The sequence below is a fragment of the Pseudomonas sp. G1002 genome (genome assembly GCF_013385455.1).
In the GTDB taxonomy this organism is placed as follows: Bacteria; Pseudomonadota; Gammaproteobacteria; order Pseudomonadales; family Pseudomonadaceae; genus Aquipseudomonas.
The window spans coordinates 334,129-360,408 of sequence record NZ_JACAPY010000016.1 but is presented as its reverse complement, the minus strand read 5'-3'; the positions used below and the strand labels follow the sequence as shown (position 1 = coordinate 360,408).

At 60.4% G+C, this 26,280-nt stretch carries 29 protein-coding genes and 4 tRNA genes; 22 read left to right on the top strand and 11 right to left on the bottom strand.

Going from position 1 to position 26,280, the window contains the following annotated elements; all coding sequences use genetic code 11:
• Positions 1-13 precede the first annotated feature (13 nt).
• A complete protein-coding gene (locus HX801_RS07855; protein WP_008432835.1) occupies positions 14-478 on the top strand; it encodes a CreA family protein in 465 nt (154 codons plus the stop codon).
• Positions 479-578: 100 nt separating this feature from the next.
• Here HX801_RS07855 and rpsT read toward each other — a convergent pair whose 3' ends face one another.
• Complete coding sequence (gene rpsT / locus HX801_RS07850; RefSeq protein ID WP_003215870.1) at positions 579-857, bottom strand: 30S ribosomal protein S20; 279 nt, start codon at positions 855-857, stop codon at positions 579-581.
• Positions 858-1,111: 254 nt separating this feature from the next.
• Here rpsT and murJ point away from each other — a divergent pair, with 254 nt between their 5' ends.
• The 6 genes from murJ (at position 1,112) to ispH (ending at position 8,563) form a co-directional block, all read left to right on the top strand.
• Positions 1,112-2,650, top strand: a complete 1,539-nt coding sequence (gene murJ, locus HX801_RS07845; RefSeq protein WP_003215872.1) for a murein biosynthesis integral membrane protein MurJ — start codon at positions 1,112-1,114, stop codon at positions 2,648-2,650.
• A gap of 118 nt (positions 2,651-2,768) precedes the next feature.
• On the top strand, positions 2,769-3,707 hold the full coding sequence (gene ribF, locus HX801_RS07840; protein ID WP_003215874.1) for a bifunctional riboflavin kinase/FAD synthetase: 939 nt from the start codon (positions 2,769-2,771) through the stop codon (positions 3,705-3,707).
• Between the two features lie 13 nt (positions 3,708-3,720).
• On the top strand, positions 3,721-6,552 hold the full coding sequence (gene ileS, locus HX801_RS07835; RefSeq protein ID WP_087695246.1) for an isoleucine--tRNA ligase: 2,832 nt from the start codon (positions 3,721-3,723) through the stop codon (positions 6,550-6,552).
• Positions 6,545-7,054, top strand: coding sequence for a signal peptidase II (lspA, locus tag HX801_RS07830; protein WP_003215877.1), 510 nt, complete (start codon positions 6,545-6,547; stop codon positions 7,052-7,054). The genes ileS and lspA overlap by 8 nt, the downstream gene beginning before the upstream one ends.
• 7 nt (positions 7,055-7,061) lie before the next feature.
• The gene (fkpB, locus tag HX801_RS07825; RefSeq protein WP_003215879.1) at positions 7,062-7,499 is read left to right on the top strand and encodes an FKBP-type peptidyl-prolyl cis-trans isomerase; all 438 of its coding nucleotides are present in this window, start codon (positions 7,062-7,064) and stop codon (positions 7,497-7,499) included.
• A gap of 116 nt (positions 7,500-7,615) precedes the next feature.
• The gene (gene ispH, locus HX801_RS07820) at positions 7,616-8,563 is read left to right on the top strand and encodes a 4-hydroxy-3-methylbut-2-enyl diphosphate reductase (protein WP_003215881.1); all 948 of its coding nucleotides are present in this window, start codon (positions 7,616-7,618) and stop codon (positions 8,561-8,563) included.
• Here ispH and HX801_RS07815 read toward each other — a convergent pair.
• On the bottom strand, positions 8,517-9,098 hold the full coding sequence (locus HX801_RS07815) for a GspH/FimT family pseudopilin (protein WP_003215883.1): 582 nt from the start codon (positions 9,096-9,098) through the stop codon (positions 8,517-8,519). The genes ispH and HX801_RS07815 overlap by 47 nt on opposite strands.
• A 218-nt stretch (positions 9,099-9,316) precedes the next feature.
• Between HX801_RS07815 and pilV the strand changes: the two genes are divergently transcribed.
• The 5 genes from pilV to thiO all read left to right on the top strand — a co-directional run bounded on the left by pilV (position 9,317) and on the right by thiO (position 12,618).
• Positions 9,317-9,793: a type IV pilus modification protein PilV gene (pilV, locus tag HX801_RS07810; protein ID WP_177021856.1), complete on the top strand. Its 477-nt coding sequence runs from the start codon at positions 9,317-9,319 to the stop codon at positions 9,791-9,793.
• Entirely contained in the window at positions 9,790-10,497 is a 708-nt protein-coding gene (locus HX801_RS07805) for a PilW family protein (RefSeq protein WP_177021855.1), read from the top strand. The genes pilV and HX801_RS07805 overlap by 4 nt, the downstream gene beginning before the upstream one ends.
• 7 nt (positions 10,498-10,504) lie before the next feature.
• Positions 10,505-11,032, top strand: a complete 528-nt coding sequence (locus HX801_RS07800) for a PilX N-terminal domain-containing pilus assembly protein (protein WP_087695242.1) — start codon at positions 10,505-10,507, stop codon at positions 11,030-11,032.
• Between the two features lie 12 nt (positions 11,033-11,044).
• On the top strand, positions 11,045-11,446 hold the full coding sequence (locus HX801_RS07795; RefSeq protein ID WP_003215892.1) for a type IV pilin protein: 402 nt from the start codon (positions 11,045-11,047) through the stop codon (positions 11,444-11,446).
• Between the two features lie 62 nt (positions 11,447-11,508).
• Positions 11,509-12,618, top strand: a complete 1,110-nt coding sequence (gene thiO / locus HX801_RS07790) for a glycine oxidase ThiO (protein ID WP_003215894.1) — start codon at positions 11,509-11,511, stop codon at positions 12,616-12,618.
• On the opposite strand, the gene HX801_RS07785 is transcribed toward thiO, so the two are convergent.
• Positions 12,605-12,838 carry a PP0621 family protein gene (locus HX801_RS07785; RefSeq protein WP_026078011.1) on the bottom strand — a complete coding sequence of 78 codons (234 nt, stop codon included), beginning with the start codon at positions 12,836-12,838 and terminating at the stop codon, positions 12,605-12,607. The two genes, thiO and HX801_RS07785, sit on opposite strands and share 14 nt — an antisense overlap.
• Before the next feature lie 126 nt (positions 12,839-12,964).
• Entirely contained in the window at positions 12,965-13,990 is a 1,026-nt protein-coding gene (locus HX801_RS07780) for an outer membrane protein assembly factor BamD (RefSeq protein WP_102369923.1), read from the bottom strand.
• A gap of 149 nt (positions 13,991-14,139) precedes the next feature.
• On the opposite strand from HX801_RS07780, the gene rluD reads away from it, so the two are divergent.
• From rluD to HX801_RS07745, 7 genes are all read left to right on the top strand, one after another.
• A complete protein-coding gene (gene rluD, locus HX801_RS07775) occupies positions 14,140-15,102 on the top strand; it encodes a 23S rRNA pseudouridine(1911/1915/1917) synthase RluD (RefSeq protein ID WP_003215899.1) in 963 nt (320 codons plus the stop codon).
• Entirely contained in the window at positions 15,099-15,824 is a 726-nt protein-coding gene (gene pgeF / locus HX801_RS07770; protein ID WP_177021854.1) for a peptidoglycan editing factor PgeF, read from the top strand. The genes rluD and pgeF overlap by 4 nt, the downstream gene beginning before the upstream one ends.
• A gap of 151 nt (positions 15,825-15,975) precedes the next feature.
• On the top strand, positions 15,976-18,540 hold the full coding sequence (clpB, locus tag HX801_RS07765; protein WP_003215904.1) for an ATP-dependent chaperone ClpB: 2,565 nt from the start codon (positions 15,976-15,978) through the stop codon (positions 18,538-18,540).
• 300 nt (positions 18,541-18,840) lie between these two features.
• Positions 18,841-18,916, top strand: a tRNA-Asn gene (locus HX801_RS07760).
• A gap of 10 nt (positions 18,917-18,926) precedes the next feature.
• Positions 18,927-19,003, top strand: a tRNA-Pro gene (locus HX801_RS07755).
• 5 nt (positions 19,004-19,008) lie between these two features.
• Positions 19,009-19,084, top strand: a tRNA-Lys gene (locus HX801_RS07750).
• Between the two features lie 94 nt (positions 19,085-19,178).
• Positions 19,179-19,255: transfer RNA gene (locus HX801_RS07745), tRNA-Pro, on the top strand.
• A gap of 192 nt (positions 19,256-19,447) precedes the next feature.
• Here the strand turns inward: HX801_RS07745 and HX801_RS07740 are convergent.
• From HX801_RS07740 to HX801_RS07730, 3 genes are all read right to left on the bottom strand, one after another.
• Complete coding sequence (locus HX801_RS07740; protein ID WP_003215906.1) at positions 19,448-20,746, bottom strand: NAD(P)/FAD-dependent oxidoreductase; 1,299 nt, start codon at positions 20,744-20,746, stop codon at positions 19,448-19,450.
• A gap of 60 nt (positions 20,747-20,806) precedes the next feature.
• Positions 20,807-20,980, bottom strand: a complete 174-nt coding sequence (locus HX801_RS07735; RefSeq protein ID WP_010174986.1) for a DUF3094 family protein — start codon at positions 20,978-20,980, stop codon at positions 20,807-20,809.
• Between the two features lie 89 nt (positions 20,981-21,069).
• Positions 21,070-21,699 (bottom strand): DUF1780 domain-containing protein, encoded by a 630-nt coding sequence (locus tag HX801_RS07730; protein ID WP_008437312.1) that lies wholly within the window; start codon positions 21,697-21,699, stop codon positions 21,070-21,072.
• Positions 21,700-21,801: 102 nt separating this feature from the next.
• On the opposite strand from HX801_RS07730, the gene HX801_RS07725 reads away from it, so the two are divergent.
• The 3 genes from HX801_RS07725 (at position 21,802) to HX801_RS07715 (ending at position 23,236) form a co-directional block, all read left to right on the top strand.
• Complete coding sequence (locus tag HX801_RS07725) at positions 21,802-22,269, top strand: FAD/FMN-containing dehydrogenase (protein WP_134327333.1); 468 nt, start codon at positions 21,802-21,804, stop codon at positions 22,267-22,269.
• Positions 22,266-22,955, top strand: a complete 690-nt coding sequence (locus tag HX801_RS07720) for an energy-coupling factor ABC transporter permease (protein ID WP_003215915.1) — start codon at positions 22,266-22,268, stop codon at positions 22,953-22,955. Before HX801_RS07725 ends, HX801_RS07720 begins: the two co-directional genes overlap by 4 nt.
• A gap of 65 nt (positions 22,956-23,020) precedes the next feature.
• Positions 23,021-23,236, top strand: a complete 216-nt coding sequence (locus tag HX801_RS07715) for a hypothetical protein (RefSeq protein ID WP_003215917.1) — start codon at positions 23,021-23,023, stop codon at positions 23,234-23,236.
• On the opposite strand, the gene yacG is transcribed toward HX801_RS07715, so the two are convergent.
• The 4 genes from yacG to HX801_RS07695 are packed head-to-tail and all read right to left on the bottom strand — an operon-like array spanning position 23,233 to position 26,133.
• Entirely contained in the window at positions 23,233-23,433 is a 201-nt protein-coding gene (gene yacG, locus HX801_RS07710; protein WP_003215918.1) for a DNA gyrase inhibitor YacG, read from the bottom strand. The two genes, HX801_RS07715 and yacG, sit on opposite strands and share 4 nt — an antisense overlap.
• Positions 23,430-24,053, bottom strand: a complete 624-nt coding sequence (gene coaE, locus HX801_RS07705) for a dephospho-CoA kinase (RefSeq protein ID WP_177021853.1) — start codon at positions 24,051-24,053, stop codon at positions 23,430-23,432. The genes yacG and coaE overlap by 4 nt, the downstream gene beginning before the upstream one ends.
• Positions 24,050-24,928, bottom strand: a complete 879-nt coding sequence (locus tag HX801_RS07700; RefSeq protein ID WP_003215922.1) for an A24 family peptidase — start codon at positions 24,926-24,928, stop codon at positions 24,050-24,052. Before HX801_RS07700 ends, coaE begins: the two co-directional genes overlap by 4 nt.
• A complete protein-coding gene (locus HX801_RS07695) occupies positions 24,925-26,133 on the bottom strand; it encodes a type II secretion system F family protein (protein ID WP_218166073.1) in 1,209 nt (402 codons plus the stop codon). The genes HX801_RS07700 and HX801_RS07695 overlap by 4 nt, the downstream gene beginning before the upstream one ends.
• Positions 26,134-26,280: the final 147 nt, after the last annotated feature.

Genomic DNA, 26,280 nt, shown 5'->3' with positions numbered 1-26,280 from the left:
AAAGGAAGTCTCGATGCGCGTAATGAAGGGATTGCTCGGTTTGCTGCTGGCGATGCCGTTGCTGGCGTCGGCCGAAGAGATTGGCCAGGTGTCGACAGTGTTCAAGTTTGTCGGCCCCAATGACCGGATCGTGGTCGAGGCCTTTGATGACCCGAAGGTGGATGGCGTGACCTGCTACCTGTCTCGCGCCAAGACGGGTGGGGTAAAGGGTGGGTTGGGTCTGGCGGAGGATCGCGCCGAGGCGTCGATTGCCTGTCGCCAGGTAGGTGCAATTCGCTTCAAGGGCGAGCTGAAGGATGGGGATGAGGTGTTCAAGGAGCGCACGTCCCTGGTCTTCAAGACCATGCAGGTGGTGCGTTTCCTCGACAAGAAGCGCAATACCCTGGTGTATCTGGTCTACAGCGACCGCTTGATCGAAGGCAGCCCGCAGAATGCGGTGACGGCGATTCCGATCCTGCCGTGGCCCACAGCGCAATAAATCTGAAGTAGAGCCGGCATGCCGGCTCTTTTTTTGGCTTTCCCAAATCGCAGGCAATAAAAAACCGACCCTGGGGTCGGTTTTTTAACAAGCTTATCGCTTAGGCTGCAGCAGCAAGGTTCAGAGCCTTGATGTGGCCATTCAGACGACCTTTATGGCGAGCAGCTTTGTTCTTGTGGATGATGCCTTTATCGGCCATACGGTCGATAACTGGCACGGCCAGAACGTAAGCAGCTTGAGCTTTTTCAGCGTCTTTTGCGTCAATGGCTTTAACTACATTCTTGATGTAGGTACGAACCATGGAACGCAGGCTGGCGTTGTGGCTGCGACGCTTCTCAGCCTGTTTTGCACGTTTTTTGGCGGAAGGTGTGTTGGCCACCGTCGAGCTCCTCGAAAGACTTTTTAGGAAATAGCAAACAAAATAGGCCGCGAATCATGCCGATGAGTTGAAGTCTTGTCAAGGGCGTGTGATGCGAACTGCTGAGTGGTCGATCTTAAGAGGCGGGTGATTTATTTCCGGCGCTTGACCTGTAAACTCGCGAGCTTTGGCTCTGTGCTTGTTGCAGGCGCGGAGTATCGCATATGTGGGCCGTTTGTTCGCCTGCTCTTTATCTATAGGCAAAAACTCTTTCAATGAATCTGCTCAAATCGTTGGCCGCTGTCAGCTCTATCACTATGATTTCCCGGGTTCTGGGGTTTGTGCGTGACACGCTGCTGGCGCGTATTTTTGGCGCCAGCATGGCCACGGATGCCTTCTTTATTGCCTTTAAACTGCCCAACCTGCTGCGGCGGATCTTCGCCGAGGGGGCTTTTTCCCAGGCATTCGTGCCGATTCTGGCGGAGTACAAGGCCCAGCAAGGCGAGGAGGCGACCCGCACCTTCATTGCCTATGTTTCGGGTTTGCTGACGTTGGTGCTGACGCTGGTGACGATCGCCGGGATGCTCGCCGCGCCCTGGGTGATCTGGGCCACGGCCCCCGGTTTTGCCAATACACCGGAAAAATTCGCCCTGACCACTGATCTGTTGCGGGTGACCTTTCCTTATATATTGCTGATTTCCCTGTCGTCCCTGGCCGGGGCGATCCTCAATACCTGGAACCGTTTCTCGGTGCCGGCCTTCGTGCCGACCCTGCTTAACGTCAGCATGATTATTTTTGCGCTGTTCCTGACACCGTATTTCGATCCGCCTGTGATGGCCCTCGGCTGGGCGGTCCTGGCTGGTGGCCTGGCACAACTGCTGTACCAGCTGCCGCACCTGAAGAAAATCGGCATGCTCGTGCTGCCGCGTTTGAATCTCAAGGACACCGGCGTCTGGCGGGTGATGCGCAACATGCTGCCGGCCATCCTCGGGGTTTCCGTCAGCCAGATTTCCCTGATCATCAACACCGCCTTCGCCTCGCTGCTGGTCTCGGGTTCGGTGTCGTGGATGTACTACGCCGACCGTCTGATGGAATTGCCGTCCGGCGTGCTCGGCGTGGCACTCGGCACCATCCTGCTGCCAACGCTGTCGCGTACCTATGCCAGCAAAGACCGCCACGAATATTCGCGGATTCTCGACTGGGGCCTGCGCCTGTGCTTCGTGCTGGTGCTGCCGTGTGCCGTGGCCCTGGGGTTGCTCGCCGAGCCGCTGACCGTCGCACTGTTCCAGTACGGCCAGTTCACTGCGTTTGACGCCTCGATGACCCAGCGTGCGCTGATCGCCTATTCCGTTGGGCTGCTGGGCATTATCGTGATCAAGGTGCTGGCCCCCGGCTTTTATGCTCAACAAAACATCCGTACCCCGGTAAAGATCGCGATCTTCACCCTGGTGGTTACCCAACTGCTCAACCTGGCGTTCATCGGTCCGCTGAAGCATGCCGGGCTGGCGCTGGCGATCAGTGTGGGGGCCTGCATCAACGCCGGGCTGCTGTTTTATCAGCTGCGTAAACAGAAAATGTTCCAGCCTCAGGCGGGCTGGGGCTTGTTTGCGCTCAAGTTGGTGGTGGCGGTGGGGACGATGGCCGCGGTACTGCTGGGCCTGATGCACTTCATGCCGGCCTGGGAGCAGGGCCATATGCTCGAGCGCTTCATGCGCCTGGGAGCGTTGGTGGCGGCTGGTGTGCTGGTGTACTTCGGCATGTTGCTGCTGATGGGCTTCCGCTTGCGGGATTTCAATCGCAAGTCGCTGAGCTAGAGACTTTTCGTCGATAAGACGGTTGTTTTATCGATTCGCGCAAATGGCCTGCGCTGTTGCCTGTCGTCCGGGGCCGGGTGTGGTTATAATCGACCACTTTATGAGCAAGAAGCGCGTTATGCAGCTGGTTCGAGGTCTCCACAACCTGCGCCCCCAGCATCGGGGCTGCGTCGCCACTATTGGCAACTTTGACGGTGTTCACCGTGGCCACCAGGCTATCCTGGCCCGCCTGCGTGAGCGTGCGGTTGAGTTGGGCGTGCCCAGCTGCGTGGTGATTTTTGAACCACAGCCGCGCGAATTCTTTACCCCGCAGACGGCGCCGGCGCGTCTGGCCCGCCTGCGGGACAAGCTGCAACTGCTGGCTGAAGAAGGTGTGGACCGCGTCCTCTGCCTGGCTTTCAACCAGCGCTTGCGCAGCCTCAGCGCCGCCGAGTTCGTCGACCGTATCCTGGTGGACGGCCTTGGCGTGCAGCATCTGGAGGTCGGCGACGACTTCCGTTTCGGTTGCGACCGGGTAGGGGATTTCGATTTCCTGCAGCAGGCCGGCGTCACCCAGGGTTTTACCGTCGAAGCCGCGCAAACCGTCGAACTGGACGGCCTGCGCGTGAGCAGTACCCAGGTGCGTAACGCCCTGGCCGCTGCCGACTTCGCCTTGGCCGAGCGTTTGCTCGGTCGCCCGTTCCGGATTGCCGGGCGGGTGCTGCACGGCCAGAAGCTGGCGCGCCAACTGGGCACGCCAACCGCCAACGTGCAGCTCAAGCGCCGTCGTGTGCCACTGACCGGGGTTTACCTGGTGAGTGTCGACATCGACGGCCAATCGTGGCCCGGAGTCGCCAACATAGGCGTCAGGCCCACGGTTGCAGGTGATGGCAAAGCCCACCTGGAAGTTCACCTTTTGGATTTTGCCGGTGATTTGTATGACCGGCGTTTGACGGTGGCTTTCCACCAAAAGCTGCGTGAAGAGCAGCGTTTCGCCTCCCTGGAGGCGTTGAAAACGGCGATCAATGCGGATGTCGCCGCCGCCCGTGCACTAGCCGCACCTAGCGCCCATCGCTAATGAAGAGCCTTAAATGACCGACTATAAAGCCACGCTAAACCTTCCGGACACCGCCTTCCCAATGAAGGCCGGCCTGCCACAGCGCGAACCGCAGATCCTGCAGCGCTGGGACAGTATTGGCCTGTACGGAAAGTTGCGCGAGATTGGCAAGGATCGTCCGAAATTCGTCCTGCACGACGGCCCTCCTTATGCCAACGGCACGATTCACATCGGTCATGCGCTGAACAAGATTCTCAAGGACATGATCATCCGCTCGAAAACCCTTTCGGGTTTCGACGCGCCTTATGTCCCGGGCTGGGACTGCCACGGCCTGCCGATCGAACACAAGGTCGAAGTGACCTACGGCAAGAACCTGGGCGCGGATAAAACCCGCGAACTGTGCCGTGCCTACGCCACCGAGCAGATCGAAGGGCAGAAGTCCGAATTCATCCGCCTGGGGGTGTTGGGCGACTGGGCCAACCCGTACAAGACCATGAACTTCAAGAACGAGGCCGGTGAAATCCGTGCCTTGGCCGAAATCGTCAAGGGCGGTTTCGTGTTCAAGGGCCTCAAGCCCGTGAACTGGTGCTTCGATTGCGGCTCGGCCCTGGCTGAAGCCGAAGTCGAGTACGAAGACAAGAAGTCCTCGACCATCGACGTGGCCTTCCCGATCGCCGACGAAGCCAAACTGGCGCAAGCCTTCGGTCTGGCGAGCCTGGCCAAGCCAGCCTCCATCGTGATCTGGACCACCACCCCGTGGACCATCCCGGCCAACCAGGCGCTGAACGTGCACCCGGAATTCACCTACGCCCTGGTGGACGTCGGTGACAAGCTGCTGGTGCTGGCTGAAGAGCTGGTGGAGGCGTGCCTGGCCCGCTACAACCTGCAAGGCTCGGTGATCGCGACCACTACCGGGTCCGCGCTGGAACTGATCAACTTCCGTCACCCGTTCTACGACCGCCTGTCGCCAATCTACCTGGCCGAGTACGTTGAACTGGGCGCCGGCACCGGCGTGGTTCACTGCTCGCCTGCCTATGGCGTTGACGACTTCGTGATCTGCAAGCAGTACGGCCTGGTCAACGACGACATCATCAATCCCGTGCAAAGCAACGGCGTGTACGTGCCGTCCCTGGAATTCTTCGGTGGCCAGTTCATCTTCAAGGCCAACCCGGCGATCGTCGACAAGCTGGCGGAAGTCGGTGCGCTGCTGCACACCGAAACCATCACCCACAGCTACATGCATTGCTGGCGTCACAAGACCCCGCTGATCTACCGCGCCACTGCGCAGTGGTTTATCGGCATGGACAAGGAGCCTACCCGCGGCGAAACCCTGCGCAAGCGTGCGATCAAGGCGATCGAAGACACCAAGTTCGTTCCGGCCTGGGGCCAGGCGCGCCTGCACTCGATGATCGCCAACCGTCCGGACTGGTGCATCTCCCGCCAGCGCAACTGGGGCGTGCCGATTCCGTTCTTCCTGAACAAGGAAAGCGGCGAGTTGCACCCACGTACCGTCGAGCTGATGGAAGAGGTTGCCCAGCGCGTTGAACAAGAGGGCATCGAAGCCTGGTTCAAGCTGGACGCCGCCGAGCTGCTGGGCGACGAAGCGCCGCTGTACGACAAGATCAGCGACACCCTCGACGTCTGGTTCGACTCGGGTACCACCCACTGGCACGTACTGCGCGGCTCGCACCCGATGGGCCATGAGACCGGCCCGCGTGCCGACCTGTACCTGGAAGGTTCGGACCAACACCGTGGCTGGTTCCACTCCTCGTTGCTGACCGGTTGCGCGATCGACGATCATGCCCCGTACCGCGAGCTGCTGACCCACGGTTTCACCGTCGACGAGAACGGTCGCAAGATGTCCAAGTCCCTGGGCAACGTGATCGCGCCGCAAAAGGTCAACGACACCCTGGGCGCCGACATCATGCGCCTGTGGGTTGCCTCTACCGATTATTCGGGCGAGATGGCCGTTTCCGAGCAGATCCTGCAGCGCAGCGCCGATGCCTACCGCCGGATCCGTAATACCGCACGCTTCATGCTGTCGAACCTGACCGGTTTCAACCCGGCCACCGACATCCTGCCGGCCGAGGAAATGCTCGCCCTGGATCGTTGGGCCGTGGACCGTACCCTGTTGCTGCAGCGCGAGCTGCAAGAGCACTACGGCGAATACCGCTTCTGGAACGTCTACTCGAAGATCCACAACTTCTGCGTGCAGGAGCTGGGTGGTTTCTACCTCGACATCATCAAGGACCGCCAGTACACCACCGGCGCCAACAGCAAGGCCCGCCGTTCGGCGCAGACCGCGCTGTACCACATCTCTGAAGCGCTGGTGCGCTGGATCGCCCCGATCCTGGCATTCACCGCCGACGAACTGTGGGAATACCTGCCGGGCGAGCGGAACGAGTCCGTGATGCTCAACACCTGGTACGAAGGCCTGACCGAATTGCCGGCCGACTTCGAGCTGGGCCGCGAGTACTGGGAAGGCGTAATGGCCGTCAAGGTTGCCGTGAACAAGGAACTGGAAGTGCAGCGCGCGGCGAAGGCCGTTGGCGGCAACCTGCAGGCCGAGGTCACGCTGTTTGCCGAGGAAGGCCTGACCGCTGACCTGGCCAAGCTGAGCAACGAACTGCGCTTCGTCCTGATCACCTCGACCGCCAGCCTGGCGCCGTTTGCCCAGGCGCCTGCAGATGCCGTTGCGACCGAAGTCCCGGGTCTCAAGCTCAAGGTGGTCAAGTCCTCCTTCGCCAAGTGCGCCCGTTGCTGGCACTGCCGTGAAGATGTCGGCGTGAACCCCGAGCATCCGGAAATCTGCGGTCGTTGCGTCGACAACATCTCTGGCGCTGGCGAGGTTCGTCACTATGCCTGAAGCCAGTCGTTTTGGACGCCTGGGCTTGCTCGTGTTGAGCGTGCTGGTGCTGGTCATTGACCAGCTCAGCAAGGCTCACTTCGAAGGCGCCCTGGAGATGTACCAGCAGATCGTGGTGATTCCCGACTACTTCAGCTGGACCCTGGCCTACAACACCGGCGCTGCGTTCAGCTTCCTGGCTGACAGCTCCGGCTGGCAGCGCTGGCTGTTTGCCCTGATCGCCGTGGTGGTCAGTGCCGTGCTGGTAGTCTGGCTCAAGCGCCTGGGGCGTAACGACACCTGGCTGGCCGTTGCGTTGGCGCTGGTGCTGGGTGGCGCATTGGGCAACCTCTACGACCGCATTGCCCTGGGCCATGTGATCGACTTTATTCTGGTGCATTGGCAGAACCGCTGGTACTTCCCGGCGTTCAACTTTGCCGACAGCGCCATCACCGTCGGTGCAATCATGCTGGCGTTGGATATGTTCAAAAGCAAGAAAACCGGAGAGACCGTTCATGACTGAACAGGTATTGGCTGAGCAACGCATTGGCCAGAACACGGAAGTCACCTTGCATTTCGCATTGCGCCTGGAGAATGGCGACACGGTCGACAGCACGTTCGACAAGGCCCCGGCGACCTTCAAGGTCGGCGACGGCAACCTGCTGCCGGGTTTTGAAGCGGCACTGTTCGGTTTCAAGGCCGGCGACAAGCGCAACCTGCAGATCCTGCCGGAAAACGCCTTTGGCCAGCCCAACCCGCAAAACGTGCAGATCATCCCGCGTTCGCAGTTCCAGGACATGGAGCTGTCGGAAGGCTTGCTGGTGATCTTCAACGATGCGGCGAATACTGAACTGCCGGGTGTGGTGAAGGCCTTTGATGACGCGCAAGTGACCATCGATTTCAACCACCCGTTGGCCGGGAAAACCTTGACCTTTGATGTCGAAATCATCGACGTTAAAGCGCTGTAACTAACGAAATCGGCCTACTGCAGGGGCGAGCTTGTTGGGGCTGCTTCGCAGCCCAGCGGGAGCAAGCGCCCTCGCCACACAAGCTCGATCCTACAGGGCAAGACACGAGGCACAGCATGCAAATCAAACTCGCCAACCCCCGTGGCTTCTGCGCCGGCGTGGACCGGGCGATTGAAATCGTCAACCGCGCCCTGGAAGTTTTCGGGCCGCCGATTTACGTGCGCCATGAAGTCGTCCACAACAAGTTTGTGGTCGAAGACCTGCGCAGCCGCGGGGCCATCTTCGTTGAAGAACTGGACCAGGTGCCGGACGACGTTATCGTCATCTTCAGCGCTCACGGCGTTTCCCAGGCGGTACGCACCGAAGCAGCAGGCCGTGGCCTGAAAGTGTTCGACGCCACCTGCCCGCTGGTGACCAAGGTGCACATCGAGGTCGCGCGCTACAGCCGTGATGGTCGTGAATGCATCCTGATCGGCCACGCCGGTCACCCGGAAGTCGAAGGCACCATGGGCCAGTACGATGGCAGCAATGGTGGGGCGATCTACCTGGTGGAAGACGAAAAAGACGTCGCTGCATTGCAGGTGCACAACCCTGAAAAGCTGGCTTTCGTTACCCAGACCACCTTGTCCATGGACGACACCAGCCGCGTCATCGATGCCTTGCGCTCGCGCTTCCCGGCCATCGGCGGTCCACGCAAGGATGACATCTGCTACGCCACCCAGAACCGCCAGGATGCGGTCAAGCAATTGGCCGACGAATGCGATGTTGTGCTGGTAGTGGGGAGCCCCAACAGCTCCAACTCCAACCGCCTGCGCGAACTGGCCGAGCGCATGGCCACCCCGGCCTACCTGATCGATGGTGCCGAAGACATGCAGCGCAGCTGGTTCGACGGTGTCGAACGCATCGGCATCACTGCCGGAGCCTCGGCCCCGGAAGTCCTGGTGCGTGGCGTTATTCAGCAACTGCAGGCCTGGGGCGCCACGGGCGCTGATGAACTGGCTGGCCGTGAAGAGAACATCACTTTCTCCATGCCCAAGGAGCTGCGGGTTCGTTCGCTGCTCTGAGGCCCGGAGTACCGGCATAGCCCCGGCACAAAGCCTGCTCGGTCTTGTTACTGCGCAGGCTGATACGCCCGCTGGCGGCCAGCACTATTTGATACAGGCTCAGTTGCTGGTCCGTCGCACACACGTGGACGGTGCCGGCGCTGAATGCCCCTGCTGACAGCAGCGGTTCGCCCAGGCTGCTGAAGCGTATCTGGGTTCTCACCGGCGTATTCCCCACAATCGGTATCTGCCCACTGTCCTGGCGCTCCAGCAGCACCGGGTTTTTGTCGTCCAGATGGCCGCGACCGTTCAGGTCCAGTATCACCCTCCAACCCCGGCTCCAGTCATCGTCCAATGCATGGATAACCACCGTGCGATTGCGTGCGATGGCTTCTGTGCGGGCATAACGCAGTCCGCCGGCAAGGGATTCGGCGGCGCTCTGGCGTCGTTGCGACTCGAGCAGCCCCTTGAGGCTCGGCACTGCCAGATTGGCCAGGATGCCGCTCAGGAACAGGCCGAGTATCAGTTCAATCAGCGAGAAACCTCGTTGTTTCATGGGCCGTCCCTCCGTGGACGCGGTGTGCTTTTTCAGTCGGTGCCGGATGGCAGACATAGTTATAGCGCCCAGTCCGGCGGGTCGAATGGTGGCCATTCTGTCCAAAGTATTTCGCTTTGTTCCGGGGGGCAGCGCCCAGGCAATACCGGCGCTAGTCTTGCGTCGCACAGCAGGTTTGCGCTGCTTTCTGATGACCTTCGACATGGATGGCGATGGTAATGAACGCTTTTTCCGTAACGCCCCACCCGCAACCGACCCAGGCCGGAATGACCCTGATCGAGGTCCTAGTATCTGTGCTGATCCTCGCTGTCGGCCTGCTAGGGGCGGCAGTCATTCAGCTCAATGCATTGAAATACACCGACAGTTCCAGGATGACCAGTCAGGCCAGTTTCATTGCCTACGACATGCTCGACCGGATCCGCGCCAATTCGGGTGCTGATTACTCCTGGGGCCAGGGTGAACGCGCGCCCTCCAGCACCTCGGTCGCGAGTGTGCGTGATCTGGACCTGCACGACTTTGAAGCGAATATCGTCGGGTTCGCCGGGGAAAGCGCCAAGGGGTCGGTTGCGGTCAATCAGCGAGAGGTGACCATCAGCATCAGTTGGGACGACTCCCGTGGAGCGAAGGCTCAAGGCACCCGGGAAACGTTCACCCTGACCAGCCGGGTTGCAGTCGACCCGAGGGTGTTGCCATGAGAGGTCCAGTATGCGGTTTCAGCCTGGTGGAGATGCTGCTGGCATTGGCCCTCGGCCTGATGTTGATCCTGGGGGTGACCCAGATTGCACTCAGCTCCCGAACCACTTATGCCAGCCAGAGTGCGGCTTCGCTGTTGCAGGATGATGCACGGTTCGCCCTTGGCAAGCTGATTCAGGAAATACGCCAGGCGGGCATGTTTGGCTGCTTGTCCGCTGCATCAATCAGCAACGCTCCCGCAGGTTTTGATCGTCCCATTGGATGGAGTACCACCGGCAGTTCCCGGTCCCTGACGCTGGTGACCGCCGACGTCGGGGAGGGTGGCAGCAAGCCGGACTGGACGGTGCTTTCCGATTGCACCGGCTCTGCCCACGCCTATGTTGGAAGCCCGCCGGCAGCGACGCCCGGGCAAATCCACTTCCCACTGCGCAAGCTGACCTACACCTTTGAGGGCGGGCAGCTGAAGTTCAGCACGCTGGCGGCCCCGAGCAAAGCGGTGCTGGTGGATAACGTGGGGGCATTCGATATCAGTTTCGGCGTGGCCGACAAGCCTGGCTCAACGGTTGTCAGCCGATATGACCCCAACCCCGGCGATGAGTCGCTCATCCGCAGCGTGCGGATTCTGCTGACACTTCAGGATCCAAATGGGTTGGTGAAAGACCAGGCCTACAGCGTGGTCGCGGCACTACGTAATCGCCTGGAGTAGCGTGCCCATGGGTTATTACCTCTCCCGTTCGAGGCAGGCAGGCATGGTTTTGCTGATCAGCCTGGTATTCCTGCTGCTGTTGGCACTCCTCGGATTGTCTTCGATGCAGGGAGCAATCTCGCAAGAAAAAATTACCGGCAGCCTTCGGCAGCGCAACCAGTCGTTTCAGCAGGCCGAAAGCGGCCTCAGGCTTGGCGAGTCTTTGGTGCAGGCGTCAGGTTTCGCCCTGCGCCCTTGCCACTCGACGGCTGCGTGCGCGCCACCTGCCGAATCGGTTTCGGTAGTGGGGCCGGGGACGAATCCCGTATCGACTGTGACCTGGATAGGGATGAAAGATGGCGTCTACGGTATTCAAAACCTGGGGCCGGGAACGGGTTTGGCTCAGCTCCCGGCAGAGGCCCAGGCCACGGTCTATCGCGTGACATCAGTGGGCGTCAGTGGGCACTCACGCTCCGTCCTGGAGTCTGTGTATGCCCGTGTGGGCAGTGGGCCCGGCGAGCGTTTTCGACGAATCATGTGGCGACAACTTCAATAGGTGAGCAGCACGATGGGCAAGGATTGCACAGGCTTCACCCTGATAGAATTACTGATCGCCGTGGCGATCGTCGGACTCCTGGCGGGCGTCGCCTATCCCGGGTATCTCAGCCATATGAAAAAGGTCTATCGCGCGGAAATTGCCGGGTTGCTGAGTGAGCAGGCACAGTACCTTGAGCGCTATTACGCGAGGAACGGCACTTTTATTGATGCGACTGGCGTCATCGCCGGCAATGATCGCTATAGAATCACCCCTGCATTGAACCCTCAGGATTTCGTTCTGCTTGCCACGCCGGCAATTGACTCGGTGATGGCGGGCGATCCCTGTGCCGCCTTCAGCCTGAGCAGTACCGGTGCGCGAAGCAATCCGGGAGCCGCGCCTGATATGACGCGCAAGGCGTGCTGGGGGCAATGATGAGGAAGCTGGACGATTGGGCGCCGGGCGTGCCTTTTTCTTTTTATCGGCTGGATCGAACAATGGCTAAGCAACAGCAAGTAGTGGTTGTGGGTGGTGGGGTAATCGGGTTGTTGACGGCGTTCAACCTGGCGACCCAAGGGCAAGCGGTTGTGTTGCTGGATCGTTCGGCGGTCGGTCAGGAGTCTTCCTGGGCCGGCGGCGGCATTGTCTCCCCGCTCTACCCGTGGCGCTACAGCCCGGCCGTGACGGCCCTGGCGCACTGGTCCCAGGATTTTTACCCGCAACTGGCAGAGCGTCTGTTCGCGGCCACTGGCATTGACCCGGAAGTTCACACCACCGGCCTGTATTGGCTGGACCTGGATGATGAAACCGAGGCGCTTGCTTGGGCAGCCCGCGAAGGGCGCCCGCTGAGCAAGGTGGATGTTTCAGCTGCCCATGACGCTGTGCCGGTGCTGGGTGCCGGGTTTTCCCAAGCGATCTATATGGCGGATGTGGCCAATGTGCGTAATCCGCGGTTGGTCAAATCCCTCAAGGCGGCCTTGTTGGCCCTGCCGGGCGTGACGATTCACGAGCAGTGTGCGGTTGATGGGTTTATTCAGCAGGGCGGCAAGGTTGTTGGGGTGAATACGGCGCTCGGGCCGATCCATGGCGATCAGGTAGTGCTGGCCGCCGGCGCCTGGAGCGGTGAGTTGCTGGGCCGCCTGGGGCTTGAGTTGCCCGTGGAGCCGGTCAAGGGGCAGATGATCTTGTACAAGTGTGCGTCGGACTTCTTGTCGTGCATGGTCCTGGCCAAGGGGCGTTATGCGATTCCCCGGCGGGATGGGCACATTCTGATTGGTAGCACGCTGGAGCACGAGGGGTTCGACAAGACGCCCACCGACTCTGCACTGGAAAGCCTGAAAGCCTCTGCCGTCGAGTTGATTCCGGCCCTGGCCGATGCCGAAGTGGTGGGGCATTGGGCCGGTTTGCGGCCCGGCTCGCCGGAGGGCATTCCGTATATTGGCAAGGTGCCAGGTTTCGACGGGCTGTGGCTCAACTGCGGGCATTACCGCAACGGCCTGGTGCTGGCGCCGGCGTCCTGCCAGTTGTTTGCCGATTTGTTGCTGGGACATGAGCCGATCATTGATCCGGCCCCGTATGCGCCGGCAGGCCGAATCAACGCTGGATAGATTTCGGCCCTTGCTCCAGATGCGCCTGGGTGCAATACCATTCCTGGCGCAGGCTCAAGGCTCGATCCTGTGGCAGGTGAAGGCCACAGTGGGCGCAACGAACCATCTGGATCGGGCCCTGTTCGCTGGGCCGCTGCTGTTTGGCGGCCGGACTTTTGAATTTGCGCCAAAACCATACCGCGGCAGCAATAACGGCGATCCAGAACAGTAGACGAACCATGGTGGGCAGCTTCTCGACAAGGAATCCCGCAGTTTAGCCAAGGACGTGATGGGCGCACAGCGCAATTATGCAGCGCAATAAAAAAGGGAGCTCCGAAGAGCTCCCTTTTTGCATCGCGGCGAACAATCAGTCAAAGATACCGAAAGTCATGTAGCTGAACCACGAGCGATCTTCGTTATTGCCCAGGGCTTGAGGCCCTTGCTCTTCGATGATGTCGCCGTTCTCGTCACGCGGCTTGAGGTCCGATGGAATCGAATCCTTGGCGTCCTGGTACTGCTTGATGATGTCCTGGTTGGCGCGGGTTTCGCCCGGCGGCAGCGGTGGACGGGACTCGATCAGGCCCAGCGTGTACTTGCTCAACCACGAGCGGTTGTCGGCTTCGGCAACCTGCGGTACGAACTGGCCGTCCTTCAGGCTTGGGTGGTCCGGGTAGTTGAGCTTCAGGGTTTCCAGGCTGGTGGCCGCCAGGGCGTCCAGGTGCAGGCGCTGGTAAGCCTCGGTCATCACGGCCAGGCCGTCACCCACCGATGGGGTTTCCTGGAAGTTTTCCACTACGTAACGGCCACGGTTGGCGGCAGCAACATACGCCTGGCGGGTCAGGTAGTAGTCGGCTACGTGGATCTCGTAGGAAGCCAGCAGGTTGCGCAGGTAGATCATGCGCTGCTTGGCGTCCGGCGCGTAGCGGCTGTTGGGGTAGCGGCTGGTCAACTGGGCGAACTCGTTGTAGGAGTCGCGGGCAGCGCCCGGGTCACGCTTGGTCATGTCCAGCGGCAGGAAGCGCGCCAGCAGGCCAACGTCCTGGTCAAACGAGGTCAGGCCCTTGAGGTAGTAGGCGTAGTCCACGTTCGGATGCTGCGGGTGCAGGCGGATAAAACGCTCGGCGGCGGACTTGGCAGCTTCCGGCTCGGCGTTCTTGTAGTTGGCGTAGATCAGCTCGAGCTGGGCCTGGTCGGCGTAGCGCCCGAACGGATACCGCGACTCCAGTGCCTTCAGTTTTGCCGTGGCGCTGGTGTAGCTGTGGTTGTTCAGGTCGGTCTGAGCTTGTTGGTACAGCTCGACCTCGCTCAGGTTTTCGTCGACGACTTCCTTTGTTGACGAGCAAGCAGCAGTCATGGCGAGGATGGCGATCAGCAGCAGGTGTTTCACTTGCATGGCGGCTTGCGTCCCTATGACGGCCGCTGTCTTGGGCGGGGCCGTCCTGTTATGATGAGCGCCCCTTGGAAAGCCTCGGGGCAAAAGACGCCGTATTTAACCACAAGCGCGCAGCCGAAACCAAAGGCTGTGCCACGCCTAGTCTGAGCATGTCCGATAAAATTGAACTTCGCGCAGAGGTGCCGTCCGAATTGGGCGGCCAACGCCTCGATCAAGTCGCCGCACAATTATTCGCTGAGCACTCGCGCTCGCGCCTTTCCGCCTGGATCAAAGACGGCCGCCTGACTGTGGATGGAGCGGTTATCCGCCCGCGAGACATAGTCCATGGTGGTGCGATTCTTGAGCTGACTGCCGAGCAGGAAGCCCAGGGAGAATGGATCGCCCAGGACATTGAACTGGACATCGTCTATGAAGACGACGACATCCTGGTGATCAACAAACCTGCCGGCCTGGTGGTTCACCCGGCCGCCGGGCACGCTGATGGCACGCTGCTCAATGCCTTGTTGCACCACGTGCCGGACATCATCAATGTCCCGCGCTGCGGCATCGTGCACCGCCTGGACAAGGACACCACCGGCCTCATGGTGGTAGCCAAGACCATTCAGGCGCAGACGCAGCTGGTCACACAACTGCAGAGCCGCAGCGTCAGCCGGATCTACGAATGCATCGTGATCGGCGTGGTAACCGCCGGTGGCAAAATCAATGCCCCGATCGGCCGCCACGGCCAGCAGCGCCAGCGCATGGCGGTGATGGAAGGCGGCAAGCAAGCCGTCAGCCACTACCGCGTGCTTGAGCGTTTCCGCTCCCACACTCACGTGCGGGTAAAGCTGGAAACCGGTCGTACCCACCAGATTCGGGTGCACATGGCGCACATCAACTTCCCGTTGGTCGGAGATCCGGCCTACGGTGGCCGCTTCCGCATTCCGCCGGCGGCCAGTGCAACCATGGTTGATTCGCTGAAAACCTTCCCGCGCCAGGCGCTGCATGCACGCTTCCTGGAGCTGGATCATCCGACGAGCGGTAAACGGATGAGCTGGGAATCGCCACTCCCAGACGATTTTGTCTGGTTGTTGTCGCTGCTCAAGCAGGATCGCGAGGCGTTTATCGGATGAGTGACTGGCTGATTCCTGACTGGCCCGCGCCGGCCGGGGTGAAAGCCTGCGTTACCACCCGTGCGGGCGGCGTCAGCGTGGCGCCGTTCGACAGCCTAAATCTCGGCGATCATGTCGAGGACAGCCTCGATGCCGTGCTCGAAAATCGCCGTCGTCTCTGCGCTGCCTTCAATATCCGGCCCGCCTGGTTGCGCCAGGTTCACGGTGTGGTTGTCGTCGAGGCGGATCCCGGCAGGACTGCCGAAGCCGATGGCAGTTGGACCAGCACTCCGGGCATCGCCTGCACTTCGATGACGGCTGATTGCCTGCCTGCCTTGTTTTGCAATCGCGCCGGTACCCGCGTCGCGGCAGCCCATGCCGGCTGGCGTGGCCTGGCCGCTGGCGTATTGGAAGCGACCGTTGAAAGCCTGGATACCGAGCCTGCCGACGTACTGGTGTGGCTGGGGCCGGCCATCGGTCCGCAAGCCTTTGAAGTCGGCCCGGAAGTGCGTGAAACCTTTATGCAGCAACTTCCGGAAACGATTGAGGCGTTCGTGCCCAGTCAGAACCCGGGCAAGTTCATGGCCGACATTTATCAGCTGGCCCGCCTGCGGCTTGCCGCCCGCGGCGTCACTGCCGTGTACGGTGGCGGCTTGTGCACCGTGACGGATCCCCGCTTCTATTCCTACCGTCGCAGCCCGCGCACCGGTCGGTTTGCCTCCCTTGTCTGGCTTGAACGCTAGACTCCTTTGACTTGGGTCAATCCTGACGCAAGTCAGCGGTCGCCCGCTTGAATCTTCCAGAATCCACCCCATCTATAAGGGTATCTGGCAGGTTTCTTCATTCAGGATGTGTTTGTTCATAGCTCCGGCCTGCTCAAAAGGAAGGTGACTAATGCGTATTGATCGTTTAACCAGCAAATTGCAGTTGGCTTTATCCGATGCCCAATCTCTGGCGGTTGGCCTGGATCATCCGGCCATCGAGCCTGCGCACTTGATGCAAGCGCTCCTGGAGCAGCAAGGCGGTTCCATCAAACCCTTGCTGATGCAGGTGGGCTTCGACGTCAACAGCCTGCGCAAGGAGTTGAGCAAAGAGCTCGACCAACTGCCGAAAATCCAAAACCCGACTGGCGACGTGAACATGTCCCAGGATCTGGCGCGTCTGCTTAACCAGGCGGATCGACTGGCGCAGCAAAAGGGTGACCAGTTCATCTCCAGTGAAGTGGTGCTGCTCGCCGCGATGGACGACAACAGCAAACTTGGCAAATTGTTGCTGGGCCAGGGCGTGAGCAAAAAAGCCCTGGAAAACGCCATCAACAACCTGCGCGGCGGCGAGGCGGTAAATGACCCTAACCACGAGGAGTCCCGCCAGGCCCTGGACAAATACACCGTCGACCTGACCAAGCGCGCCGAAGAAGGCAAGCTTGACCCGGTGATCGGTCGTGACGACGAAATTCGTCGCACCATCCAGGTCCTGCAGCGTCGCACCAAGAACAACCCGGTGCTGATCGGTGAACCTGGCGTGGGTAAAACCGCGATTGCCGAAGGCCTGGCCCAGCGCATCATCAATGGTGAAGTGCCGGACGGCCTTAAAGGCAAGCGCCTGCTGTCCCTGGACATGGGGTCGCTGATTGCCGGCGCCAAGTTCCGTGGCGAGTTCGAAGAGCGCCTCAAATCCCTGCTGAACGAACTGTCGAAGCAGGAAGGGCAGATCATTCTGTTTATCGACGAACTGCACACCATGGTCGGCGCCGGTAAAGGCGAAGGCTCGATGGACGCGGGCAACATGCTCAAGCCGGCACTGGCGCGGGGCGAGTTGCATTGCGTGGGTGCGACCACGCTGAACGAATACCGCCAGTACATCGAGAAGGACGCGGCCCTTGAGCGTCGCTTCCAGAAAGTATTGGTGGAAGAACCGAGCGAAGAAGACACCATCGCGATCCTGCGTGGCTTGAAAGAGCGGTATGAGGTCCACCATAAAGTCGCGATCACCGACGGTGCGATCATCGCGGCGGCGAAACTGAGCCATCGCTACATCACCGATCGGCAGTTGCCGGACAAGGCCATCGACTTGATCGACGAAGCGGCCAGCCGCATTCGGATGGAGATCGATTCGAAGCCCGAAGTGCTGGACCGTCTGGATCGGCGCCTGATTCAGCTGAAAGTTGAATCCCAGGCCCTGAAGAAAGAAGAAGACGAGCCGGCGAAGAAACGCCTGGAAAAACTCCAGGAAGAAATTGTTCGTCTCGAGCGTGAGTATTCGGACCTCGAAGAAATCTGGACCTCGGAAAAAGCCGAAGTGCAGGGTTCTGCGCAGATCCAGCAAAAGATCGAGCAGTCCCGTCAGGAACTGGAAGCAGCCCGCCGTAAAGGCGACCTGAACCGCATGGCCGAGTTGCAGTACGGGGTGATCCCGGACCTGGAGCGTAGCCTGCAGATGGTCGACCAGCACGGCAAGCCTGAGAACCAGCTGCTGCGCAGTAAGGTGACCGAGGAAGAAATCGCCGAAGTCGTCTCGAAGTGGACCGGTATCCCGGTGTCGAAAATGCTCGAAGGCGAGCGCGACAAGCTGCTGAAGATGGAAAGCCTGTTGCACCAGCGCGTCATCGGCCAGGAAGAGGCGGTGGTCGCGGTGTCCAACGCGGTGCGGCGTTCGCGGGCCGGGTTGTCCGATCCGAACCGTCCGAGCGGCTCGTTCATGTTCCTCGGCCCGACCGGCGTGGGCAAGACCGAGCTGTGCAAGGCCCTGGCCGAATTCCTCTTTGATACCGAAGAGGCGATGGTGCGGATCGATATGTCCGAGTTCATGGAGAAACATTCCGTGGCTCGCCTGATCGGGGCGCCACCAGGCTATGTAGGGTACGAGGAAGGCGGTTACCTGACCGAAGCGGTACGGCGCAAGCCTTACTCGGTGATCCTCCTGGACGAGGTCGAGAAGGCCCACCCGGATGTGTTCAACGTGTTGCTGCAAGTGCTGGAAGATGGCCGCCTGACGGACAGTCATGGGCGTACCGTGGACTTCCGCAATACGGTGATCGTGATGACCTCCAACCTGGGCTCGGTACAGATTCAGGAGCTGGTGGGTGACCGTGAAGCCCAGCGTGCAGCGGTAATGGACGCGCTGACCAGCCACTTCCGGCCGGAGTTCATCAACCGGGTCGATGAAGTGGTGATCTTCGAGCCTCTGGCACGGGATCAGATCGCGGGCATTACCGAGATCCAGTTGGGCCGCCTGCGCAGCCGTCTGGCGGAGCGCGAGTTGTCCCTGGTGCTGAGCCGCGAGGCGTTGGACAAGCTGATCGCGGTTGGTTACGACCCGGTTTATGGCGCACGGCCGTTGAAACGTGCGATCCAGCGCTGGATCGAGAACCCGTTGGCGCAGCTGATCCTGTCGGGCAGCTTTATGCCGGGCACCAGCGTCGAGGCGACGGTGGAGAACGACGAAATCGTCTTCCACTAAGCCCAAGCGGTACTGCTATAAGAAGAGGCCCTGCATTGCGGGGCCTTTTTTTTCGATAGGGCGTTGAACTGTAAGGCAAAGGCTTGTAAAGTGCGCCCCGCAGCAACGTCAGCCCAACGGTTTCTTCTCCCCAAGGCGAAATCAGAAAGAAGCGCAAATCATTGTCTTAAAAGCAATTTAAAGGGTTGACAGGGGTTTTTAAGATTGTAGAATAGCGCGCCTCAGAGACACTAACGTAGCGATACGGAAGCGTCGAAGAGAAGGTAACATGCAACAACGTAACACTTTGAAATATGTAGTTCCGTGATAGCTCAGTCGGTAGAGCAAATGACTGTTAATCATTGGGTCCCAGGTTCGAGTCCTGGTCACGGAGCCAATTTCAAAACCGGGGTATAGCGCAGTCCGGTAGCGCGCCTGCTTTGGGAGCAGGATGTCAGGAGTTCGAATCCCCTTACCCCGACCATATTTGGGTCGTTAGCTCAGTTGGTAGAGCAGTTGGCTTTTAACCAATTGGTCGTAGGTTCGAATCCCACACGACCCACCATTTTTGAGACCAGTTAACGCTGGAATCGAATCTTAAGATCAGAGGCCAAAAGCGCTGATCGAAGAAGGCGACTGAGAGGTCGCCTTTTTTTTACCGGGGTATAGCGCAGTCCGGTAGCGCGCCTGCTTTGGGAGCAGGATGTCAGGAGTTCGAATCCCCTTACCCCGACCATATTAAAAATCCTCGTATCGAAAGATACGGGGATTTTTTTTGTGCGCGGAATCCTGGCCTCACCACAAAACAAATGTGGGAGCGGGCTTGCTCGCGAAAGCGGTGTGTCAGCCAGTGCATCTGGCACTGAACCACCGCTTTCGCGAGCAAGCCCGCTCCCACGCTAACCGAGTCCTATCCCGGAACGTGCTGTCAGTGCAGTTTCAGGCGCGGCTCGGTCCCTCGCCCGATCTTGCTCCCCAGCATCAGCATCGCCGTGCGGAAGAAGCCATACAGTGCCATCTGGTGCATGCGATACAGCGACACATAGAACATCCGCGCCAGCCAGCCTTCCAGCATCACGCTGCCCGTCAGGTTGCCCATCAAGTTACCCACCGCCGAGAAGCGCGACAGTGAGATCAGCGAGCCGTAGTCGGTGTACTTGTACGACGGCAGGTCCTTGCCCTCGATTCGCAGTTTCAGCGACTTGGCCAGCAACGATGCCTGCTGGTGAGCTGCCTGGGCCCGTGGCGGCACATTGCGATCGGTGCCGGGTTGCGGGCAGGCCGCGCAGTCACCAAAGGCGAAGATGTTCTCGTCGCGGGTGGTTTGCAGGGTCGGCAGCACTTGCAGTTGGTTGATACGGTTGGTTTCCAGGCCGTCGATGTCCTTGAGGAAGCCTGGCGCACGAATCCCGGCGGCCCAGACCTTGAGACTGGCCGGGATTACCTGGCCGCTGCTGGTGATCAGGGCGTCGGCCGTCACTTCACTGACGGCGGAGTTGGTCAGGACGGTCACCCCGAGTTTCTCCAGGGTTTTATGTACGGGCCCGCCAATACGCTCCGGCAGTGCAGGCAACACCCGTGGGCCGGCTTCGATCAGGGTGATGTGCATGTTTTCCGGCTTGATCTTGTCCAGGCCATAGGCGGCCAGTTCATGTGCGGCGTTATGCAGCTCGGCGGCCAGCTCGACGCCGGTGGCACCGGCGCCGACGATGGCGACGCTGATCTGCTCTACCACGTCCGTCTGCCCGGCATGGGCGCGCAGATAGTGATTGAGCAATTGCTGGTGGAAACGCTCAGCCTGCTTGCGGGTGTCGAGGAACAGGCAGTGTTGCGCCGCGCCTTCGGTGCCGAAGTCATTGGTGGTGCTGCCGACGGCGATCACCAGGCTGTCGTAGCCCAGCACGCGCGCGGGCACCAGTTCCCGGCCTTCCTCGTCGAGGGTGGCGGCCAGCTGGATTTTTTTCTGCTCGCGATCAAGCCCGCTCATGCGCCCCAGCTGGAACTCGAAGTGGTTCCATTTGGCTTGGGCAACATAATTGAGTTCGTCTTCCGAAGAGTTCAGCGAGCCGGCCGCCACCTCGTGGAGCAAGGGTTTCCAGATGTGGGTGAGGTTGGCATCCACCAGGGTGACGCTGGCGATGCCGCGCTTGCCCAGAGTCTTACCCAGGCGGGTAGCCAACTCCAGGCCGCCGGCGCCGCCGCCGACGATAATAATACGATGGGTCATGGGGATATCTCGCAAGGCTAAAGGAAATCGGTGCAGTTACCCGAGCGAGCGCCAGGCAGCTCATAGCGTCAGGTAACTCAAAAGGCGGCTCAGCAAACCCAGGCCGATCACTGCAACCAGCACCACGGCAAGGAGCAGCCAGGGCCGGAAAGGCTTGCGCTCGACTTGGTTCTGGGACAGTTGCAGGTACTCTTCGACATGCTGTTGGTCGTCGGGGTTCAGGCGGCTGGTCATAAAGGCCTCGTCAGGTAGACGTTGCTGAAGGGCGCCACGTTACAGTCAGGTGATTGGCGGCATTGCCTGAAGCATAGTCGCCAACCCGATCACAGGCTGATGCCCACATCGAACACTATGCTGCGCCCCAGATTGTTGCGCAAGAAGTCCGGTGCGTCCGGGTGCGCGAACAGTACGCGGGCGAAGGTCGGCCCCACGAGGGACAGCGAGCGCCAGCCCTGGCGCAGGTACTCGGTGGGAGGAGGGAAGTGACTGTTGAGGTCCAGTACTTCGCGCTTGAGGCTGGCGAAGGCGATGAGGTCCAGCTCCCCCAGGTCCATCCCGCGCTCTTTATAGTTGTGGGCCTTCTTGCGCAGGGTGGGCGCCAGGCGCAACAGGAATTCGTGGGCGGGAATGCGCCGGGGCTTGGCTTCTCGCCGAACCAGTTGGCTCAGGGAAAACGCGCTGCGCCGCCGCAGCAGTTCGTCACGCCATTCATCGTTCAGGCGCCGGCCTTCATCGAGTACGAAAAACACTTCGAAACTGGCGTCGCGAAACAGCACGTCCGGCGGCTCTTGCCCGGCGGCGTGGAATTCTTCGGCGCGGTAGGGCACGTTCAAGCCTTGCAACAGGCGCTGGCAGACCCAACGCTCACGCTCCCATTTGCGGGCATTGGACAGGAACGCGTTGGCTTGTTCGGCCGCTACGGTGAGCAGGCGCAAATAATCTGAGTCATCCATGTCACCAGCTTAGCGTCCAAATGATGACCGCAGGAAGTCCTGCGTCAAAAGGTCGGTGTAGACTGGCCACTCGACAGTTTCCCGTGGCATGAGGAGTATGCAGTGAAGGGTTTTGTGGTGCTGTTCTTGAGTCTTTTGCCCGTGTGGGCCCACGCCGTCGAAGTGGGTGAGCGTGTTGCACCCTGGACGTTGCTTGATCAGTTCGACCAGGCCTACACCCTGGATGACCAGGCGCAAACCTTGCTCGTAGCGCGCAGCATGGACGCCGCCAAGATCGTCGATGCGGCGCTGCAGGGCCAGCCCAAGGGTTACCTGGAGGCTCGGCATGCGGTGTTTCTCGCCGATATCCAGCGCATGCCCCGGCTGATCGCGAAGATGTTCGCGGTGCCGGCGATGCAGGCCTACAACTATCGCGTCATGCTCGACCGCGATGCTCGTGTTACCCCGCGCTATCCCGCACCTGTGGATAAAGTGCTGTGGCTGCAACTGGATCACGGGACGCTGGTGGCGCAGCACGAATACGATTCCGCCGCTGAACTGCGCCAGGCCCTGGAGCAGGTGCAGCCGTGATCAGCGCAGCGGTGTTGGCGCCGGAAACCCTCAGCATCGGCTGGCTGCTATATGCGCCGGTGGTGATGTGGGCGCTCCTGCGTTCGCCGTGGGTCGAGCTGTTTGCCGACCGCCGACGCCAGCACTTGCTGTTCGGCACCGTATTCGCACTGTTCATGTTGTGGTTGGTGCGCCGGGATTTCGACACTGGGGTGTCCTACCACTTCATCGGCATGACCGCCGTGACCTTGTTGCTCGATTGGCCCCTGGCGATCGTCGGAGGCTTTGCCGCGCAAATCGGCCTGGTGTTGCTCGGCCGCCAGGACCTGGCCGCCGTGGGGATTAACGGCATGCTGCTGATCCTGTTGCCGGTGCTGGTCACCGAAGGATGTGCGCTGCTGGTGGAGCGGGCGAAGCCACGCAATCCCTTTGTGTATATCTTCTGTTCGGGCTTTTTCGCCGCCGCACTGTCGGCCTTGCTGTGCCTGCTGGCAGGCCTGGGGCTGCTGTGGTTCGATGGCCGTTTTGCGATGCCGGAATGGATCGAGGATTTTGTCGGCTACTTGTGGCTGATCATTTTCCCCGAGGCCTTTATCAACGGCATGGTGATCAGCGCCCTGGTGGTGTTCTGCCCCGAGTGGCTGGAGACATTCAACCGCACTCGCTACCTCTCGGCGCCCTGGAAGGATGACGATCCGCGGCCTTGATCCAGGTCAAATGCCGCACACGCAAGTGGTCGCATGCTCTGCAAAATTTCCAGGAGCACGGAATCATGAGTGTGTACGAGTGGGCACGGCAGGAGTTACGCAGAAGCCAGGACGCGGCGCAGGAAATCGGCTTTGACCCGGGCTTGACCCTGCGCGCCATGCTCAGTGCGGTGGTGCAGCAGAGCAAGGGCGTGCGCAGTTTTGAAGACCTGGCCGACGAGCTGCAGTACCTTGCAGAGAATCTCGACGACCAGCAGGACTATGGCTTTATGCGGCCTTAGTGTTTGGGCTGAAAGTCTTCGGAGAACAGGTCGTCCTCGGCGTCCGGACTGACCGGGATCTTGTGTTCCTCGGACGCCCAGGCGCCCAGGTCGATCAGTTTGCAACGGTCCGAACAGAAGGGACGGTTGACGTTTTCTGCTTTCCATTCCACAGGTGCGCCGCAGGTTGGGCATTCGACGTTCAAGGGTTGGCTCATGATCGGCCTCCACGCAAAGTAAGGTAAAAGTGGTGCAGTCGCTCGACCTCGGCGTGCAGCCGGGCCAGGTCCTGGTCATTGACCAGCACGTCATCGGCATGGCGCAGGCGGTCTTCACGGGTGGCCTGGGCCTTGAGAATCGCCTGCACCTGCGCTTCGCTGATGCTATCGCGTTGCAGGGTACGCTGTATCTGCAGCGATTGCGGCACGTCGATCACCAGCACCCGCTGGGTCATGGTGTACTGGCCGGACTCGATCAGCAGCGGTGACACCAGGATCGCGTAAGGCGATTGTGCACGCGCCAGGTGGCTGCGAATCTCCTCGGCGATCAGCGGGTGCAGCAACGCCTCCAGCCAGCGGCGCTCGTCGGGCACTTCGAAGATCAGCTTGCGCAACGCGCCGCGGTCCAGTTGCCCGTCAGGCTGCAGCACACCCGCACCGAAATGCCCGGCAATCTGCGCCAGGGCAGGGCGCCCGGGTTCGACTACCCAGCGCGCGGCGTGGTCGGCGTCAATCAAGTCCACGCCAAGCCGGACGAAGTGTTCGGCGGCCGCGCTTTTGCCACTGCCGATGCCGCCAGTGAGGCCAAGAATCCAGGGTGTTGCGACAGAAGTGGTCATCTGAAACCGACAGACTGCAAATAGAAGTCGGTTATTTGACCACCCCAGAGCAATGCAATCCAGCCGGCAATTGCCAGATACGGACCAAAAGGCATTGGAGTGGATGCGTGGGCTTTGCGCAGGCGCAATAGAATCAGGCCTCCCATCACACCCACCAGGGAAGACAGCAACAGCGTCATCGGCAGGATCTGCCAGCCGCCCCAGGCACCGAGCATGGCCAGCAGCTTGAAATCCCCGTGCCCCATCCCGTCCTTGCCGGTAATCAGCTTGAACACCCAGAACACCGACCACAGGCTCATGTAACCGGCTACCGCGCCCCACAGCGCATCGGGCAATGAAACAAAAACGCCAAAGCTGTTGAGGATCAGGCCCAGCCACAGCAACGGCAGCACCAGCACATCCGGCAGCAGTTGGTGGTCTGCATCGATCAGGCTCATCGCCAGCAAGCCCCAACTCAACAACAACACCGCTCCGGCTGCCCAGCCAAAACCGAAATGCCAGGCGACAACCGCCGAGATCAGCCCGCACGCCAGTTCGGTGATGGGATAACGCGCGCCAATAGGTTGATGGCAACTTGAGCAACGTCCCTTGAGCAGTACATAACTGAGCAGCGGAATATTCTCCCAGGGGCGAATCGGGTGGCTGCAGTGTGGGCAACAGGAGTTGGGGCGCATCAGGTTATAGGGAGCCGCGATGGGCTCGGCGGGAAGCCCCAGTACTTCATGGGCCTGGGCTCGCCATTCGCGCTCCAGCATCTTCGGCAGGCGCCATACCAGCACGTTGATAAAACTGCCGACAATCAAGCCCAGCAGCAACGCGCCTGACACAAACACCCACGGCTGATAAACGAGGATTTCAGTCAGTGGCGTGCTCAAAAGGCTGTACCGAGTTGAAAGATCGGCAGGTACATGGCCAGCACCAATGCCCCGACGATGCCACCGAGTACCACCATGATCAGCGGCTCCATGAGGCTGGTAAGGTTGTCCACCAGGTTATCGACGTCAGCCTCGTAGTGGCAGGCGACTTTTTCCAGCATGTTATCGAGGCTGCCCGACTCCTCGCCGATAGCCGTCATCTGGATCGCCATGCCTGGAAACAGGCCGCTTATGGCCATGGATTCATTCAGCTGGATTCCGGTTGCAACGTCGTGCCGCATACGATTGATTGCCTGTTTGAACTGCCCGTTACCCGTGGCGCCGGCCACGGAATCCAATGCCTGCACCAATGGAACGCCCGCCGCAAAGGTGGTCGAGAGCGTGCGAGCATAGCGGGCGACCGCCGATTTTTTCAGCAGTGTGCCTGCCACGGGAGCTTTCAACAAACTGGCATCGAGCCAGTGGCGAAAGCCTGTGGACGAGCGATAGGCTTTGCGCATTCCTGCGAAACCGGCACCCGCGGCCAGGATCAGCATCCACCAGCTTTGCTGCATGAACTCCGACAGGCTGATGACGCCCAGGGTAAAGCCCGGCAGTTGTGCATCGACGCCGGCAAACAACCCCTGAAACTGCGGCACCACGTGAATCAGCAGGATTGTGCTGACAGCGGTGGCGACTGCCAGTACCGTCACGGGATAGGTCATGGCCTTCTTGATTCTGGCTTTCAGCTGTTCGCTTTTTTCCAGGTGAATGGCCACCCTTTCCAGCAGCGCTTCGAGTGCGCCCGCCTGTTCACCCGCCGCAACCAGGTTGCAGTACAGATCATCGAAGTAGCGTGGGTATTTCTGCAAGGCGACAGCCAGGCTGCTGCCGGCGGCGATCTCCTGCTTCAAGCCTTGTACCAGCGCCCCCATATGCCGGTTGTCGAAGCCCTCGGCGATGATATCCAGCGCCTGTAAAAGTGCGATACCTGCCTTCAGCAGCGTCGCCAGTTGGCGGGTGAAGAGGGCGATCTCTGCCGGTTTGACCGGCAGGGCGAGGCTCGGCCAACCGGCGAATTTCTTGCGTACGCGCCCAGGATTGATACCTTGCTGGCGCAGCAGTGCCTTGATCAGGGCGGGATTGTGACCGCGGGTTTCTCCGGATACCTTGCGCCCTTTGCGGTTGACGCCTTCCCAGGCGTAGATCGCTGAAACATCATTCATTTCACGGTTCCGCACACAGACAGTGGAAGATTTATAGCTTAGTCAGGTGACGGATTCGGGCAGGCTCGCCGTGAGCGAAAAAATGTCAGTTTGTGCGTCTTGTTCAGCATTGGTTGCGCGGGGGTGAGTACACTGGCGCGGTTGCCG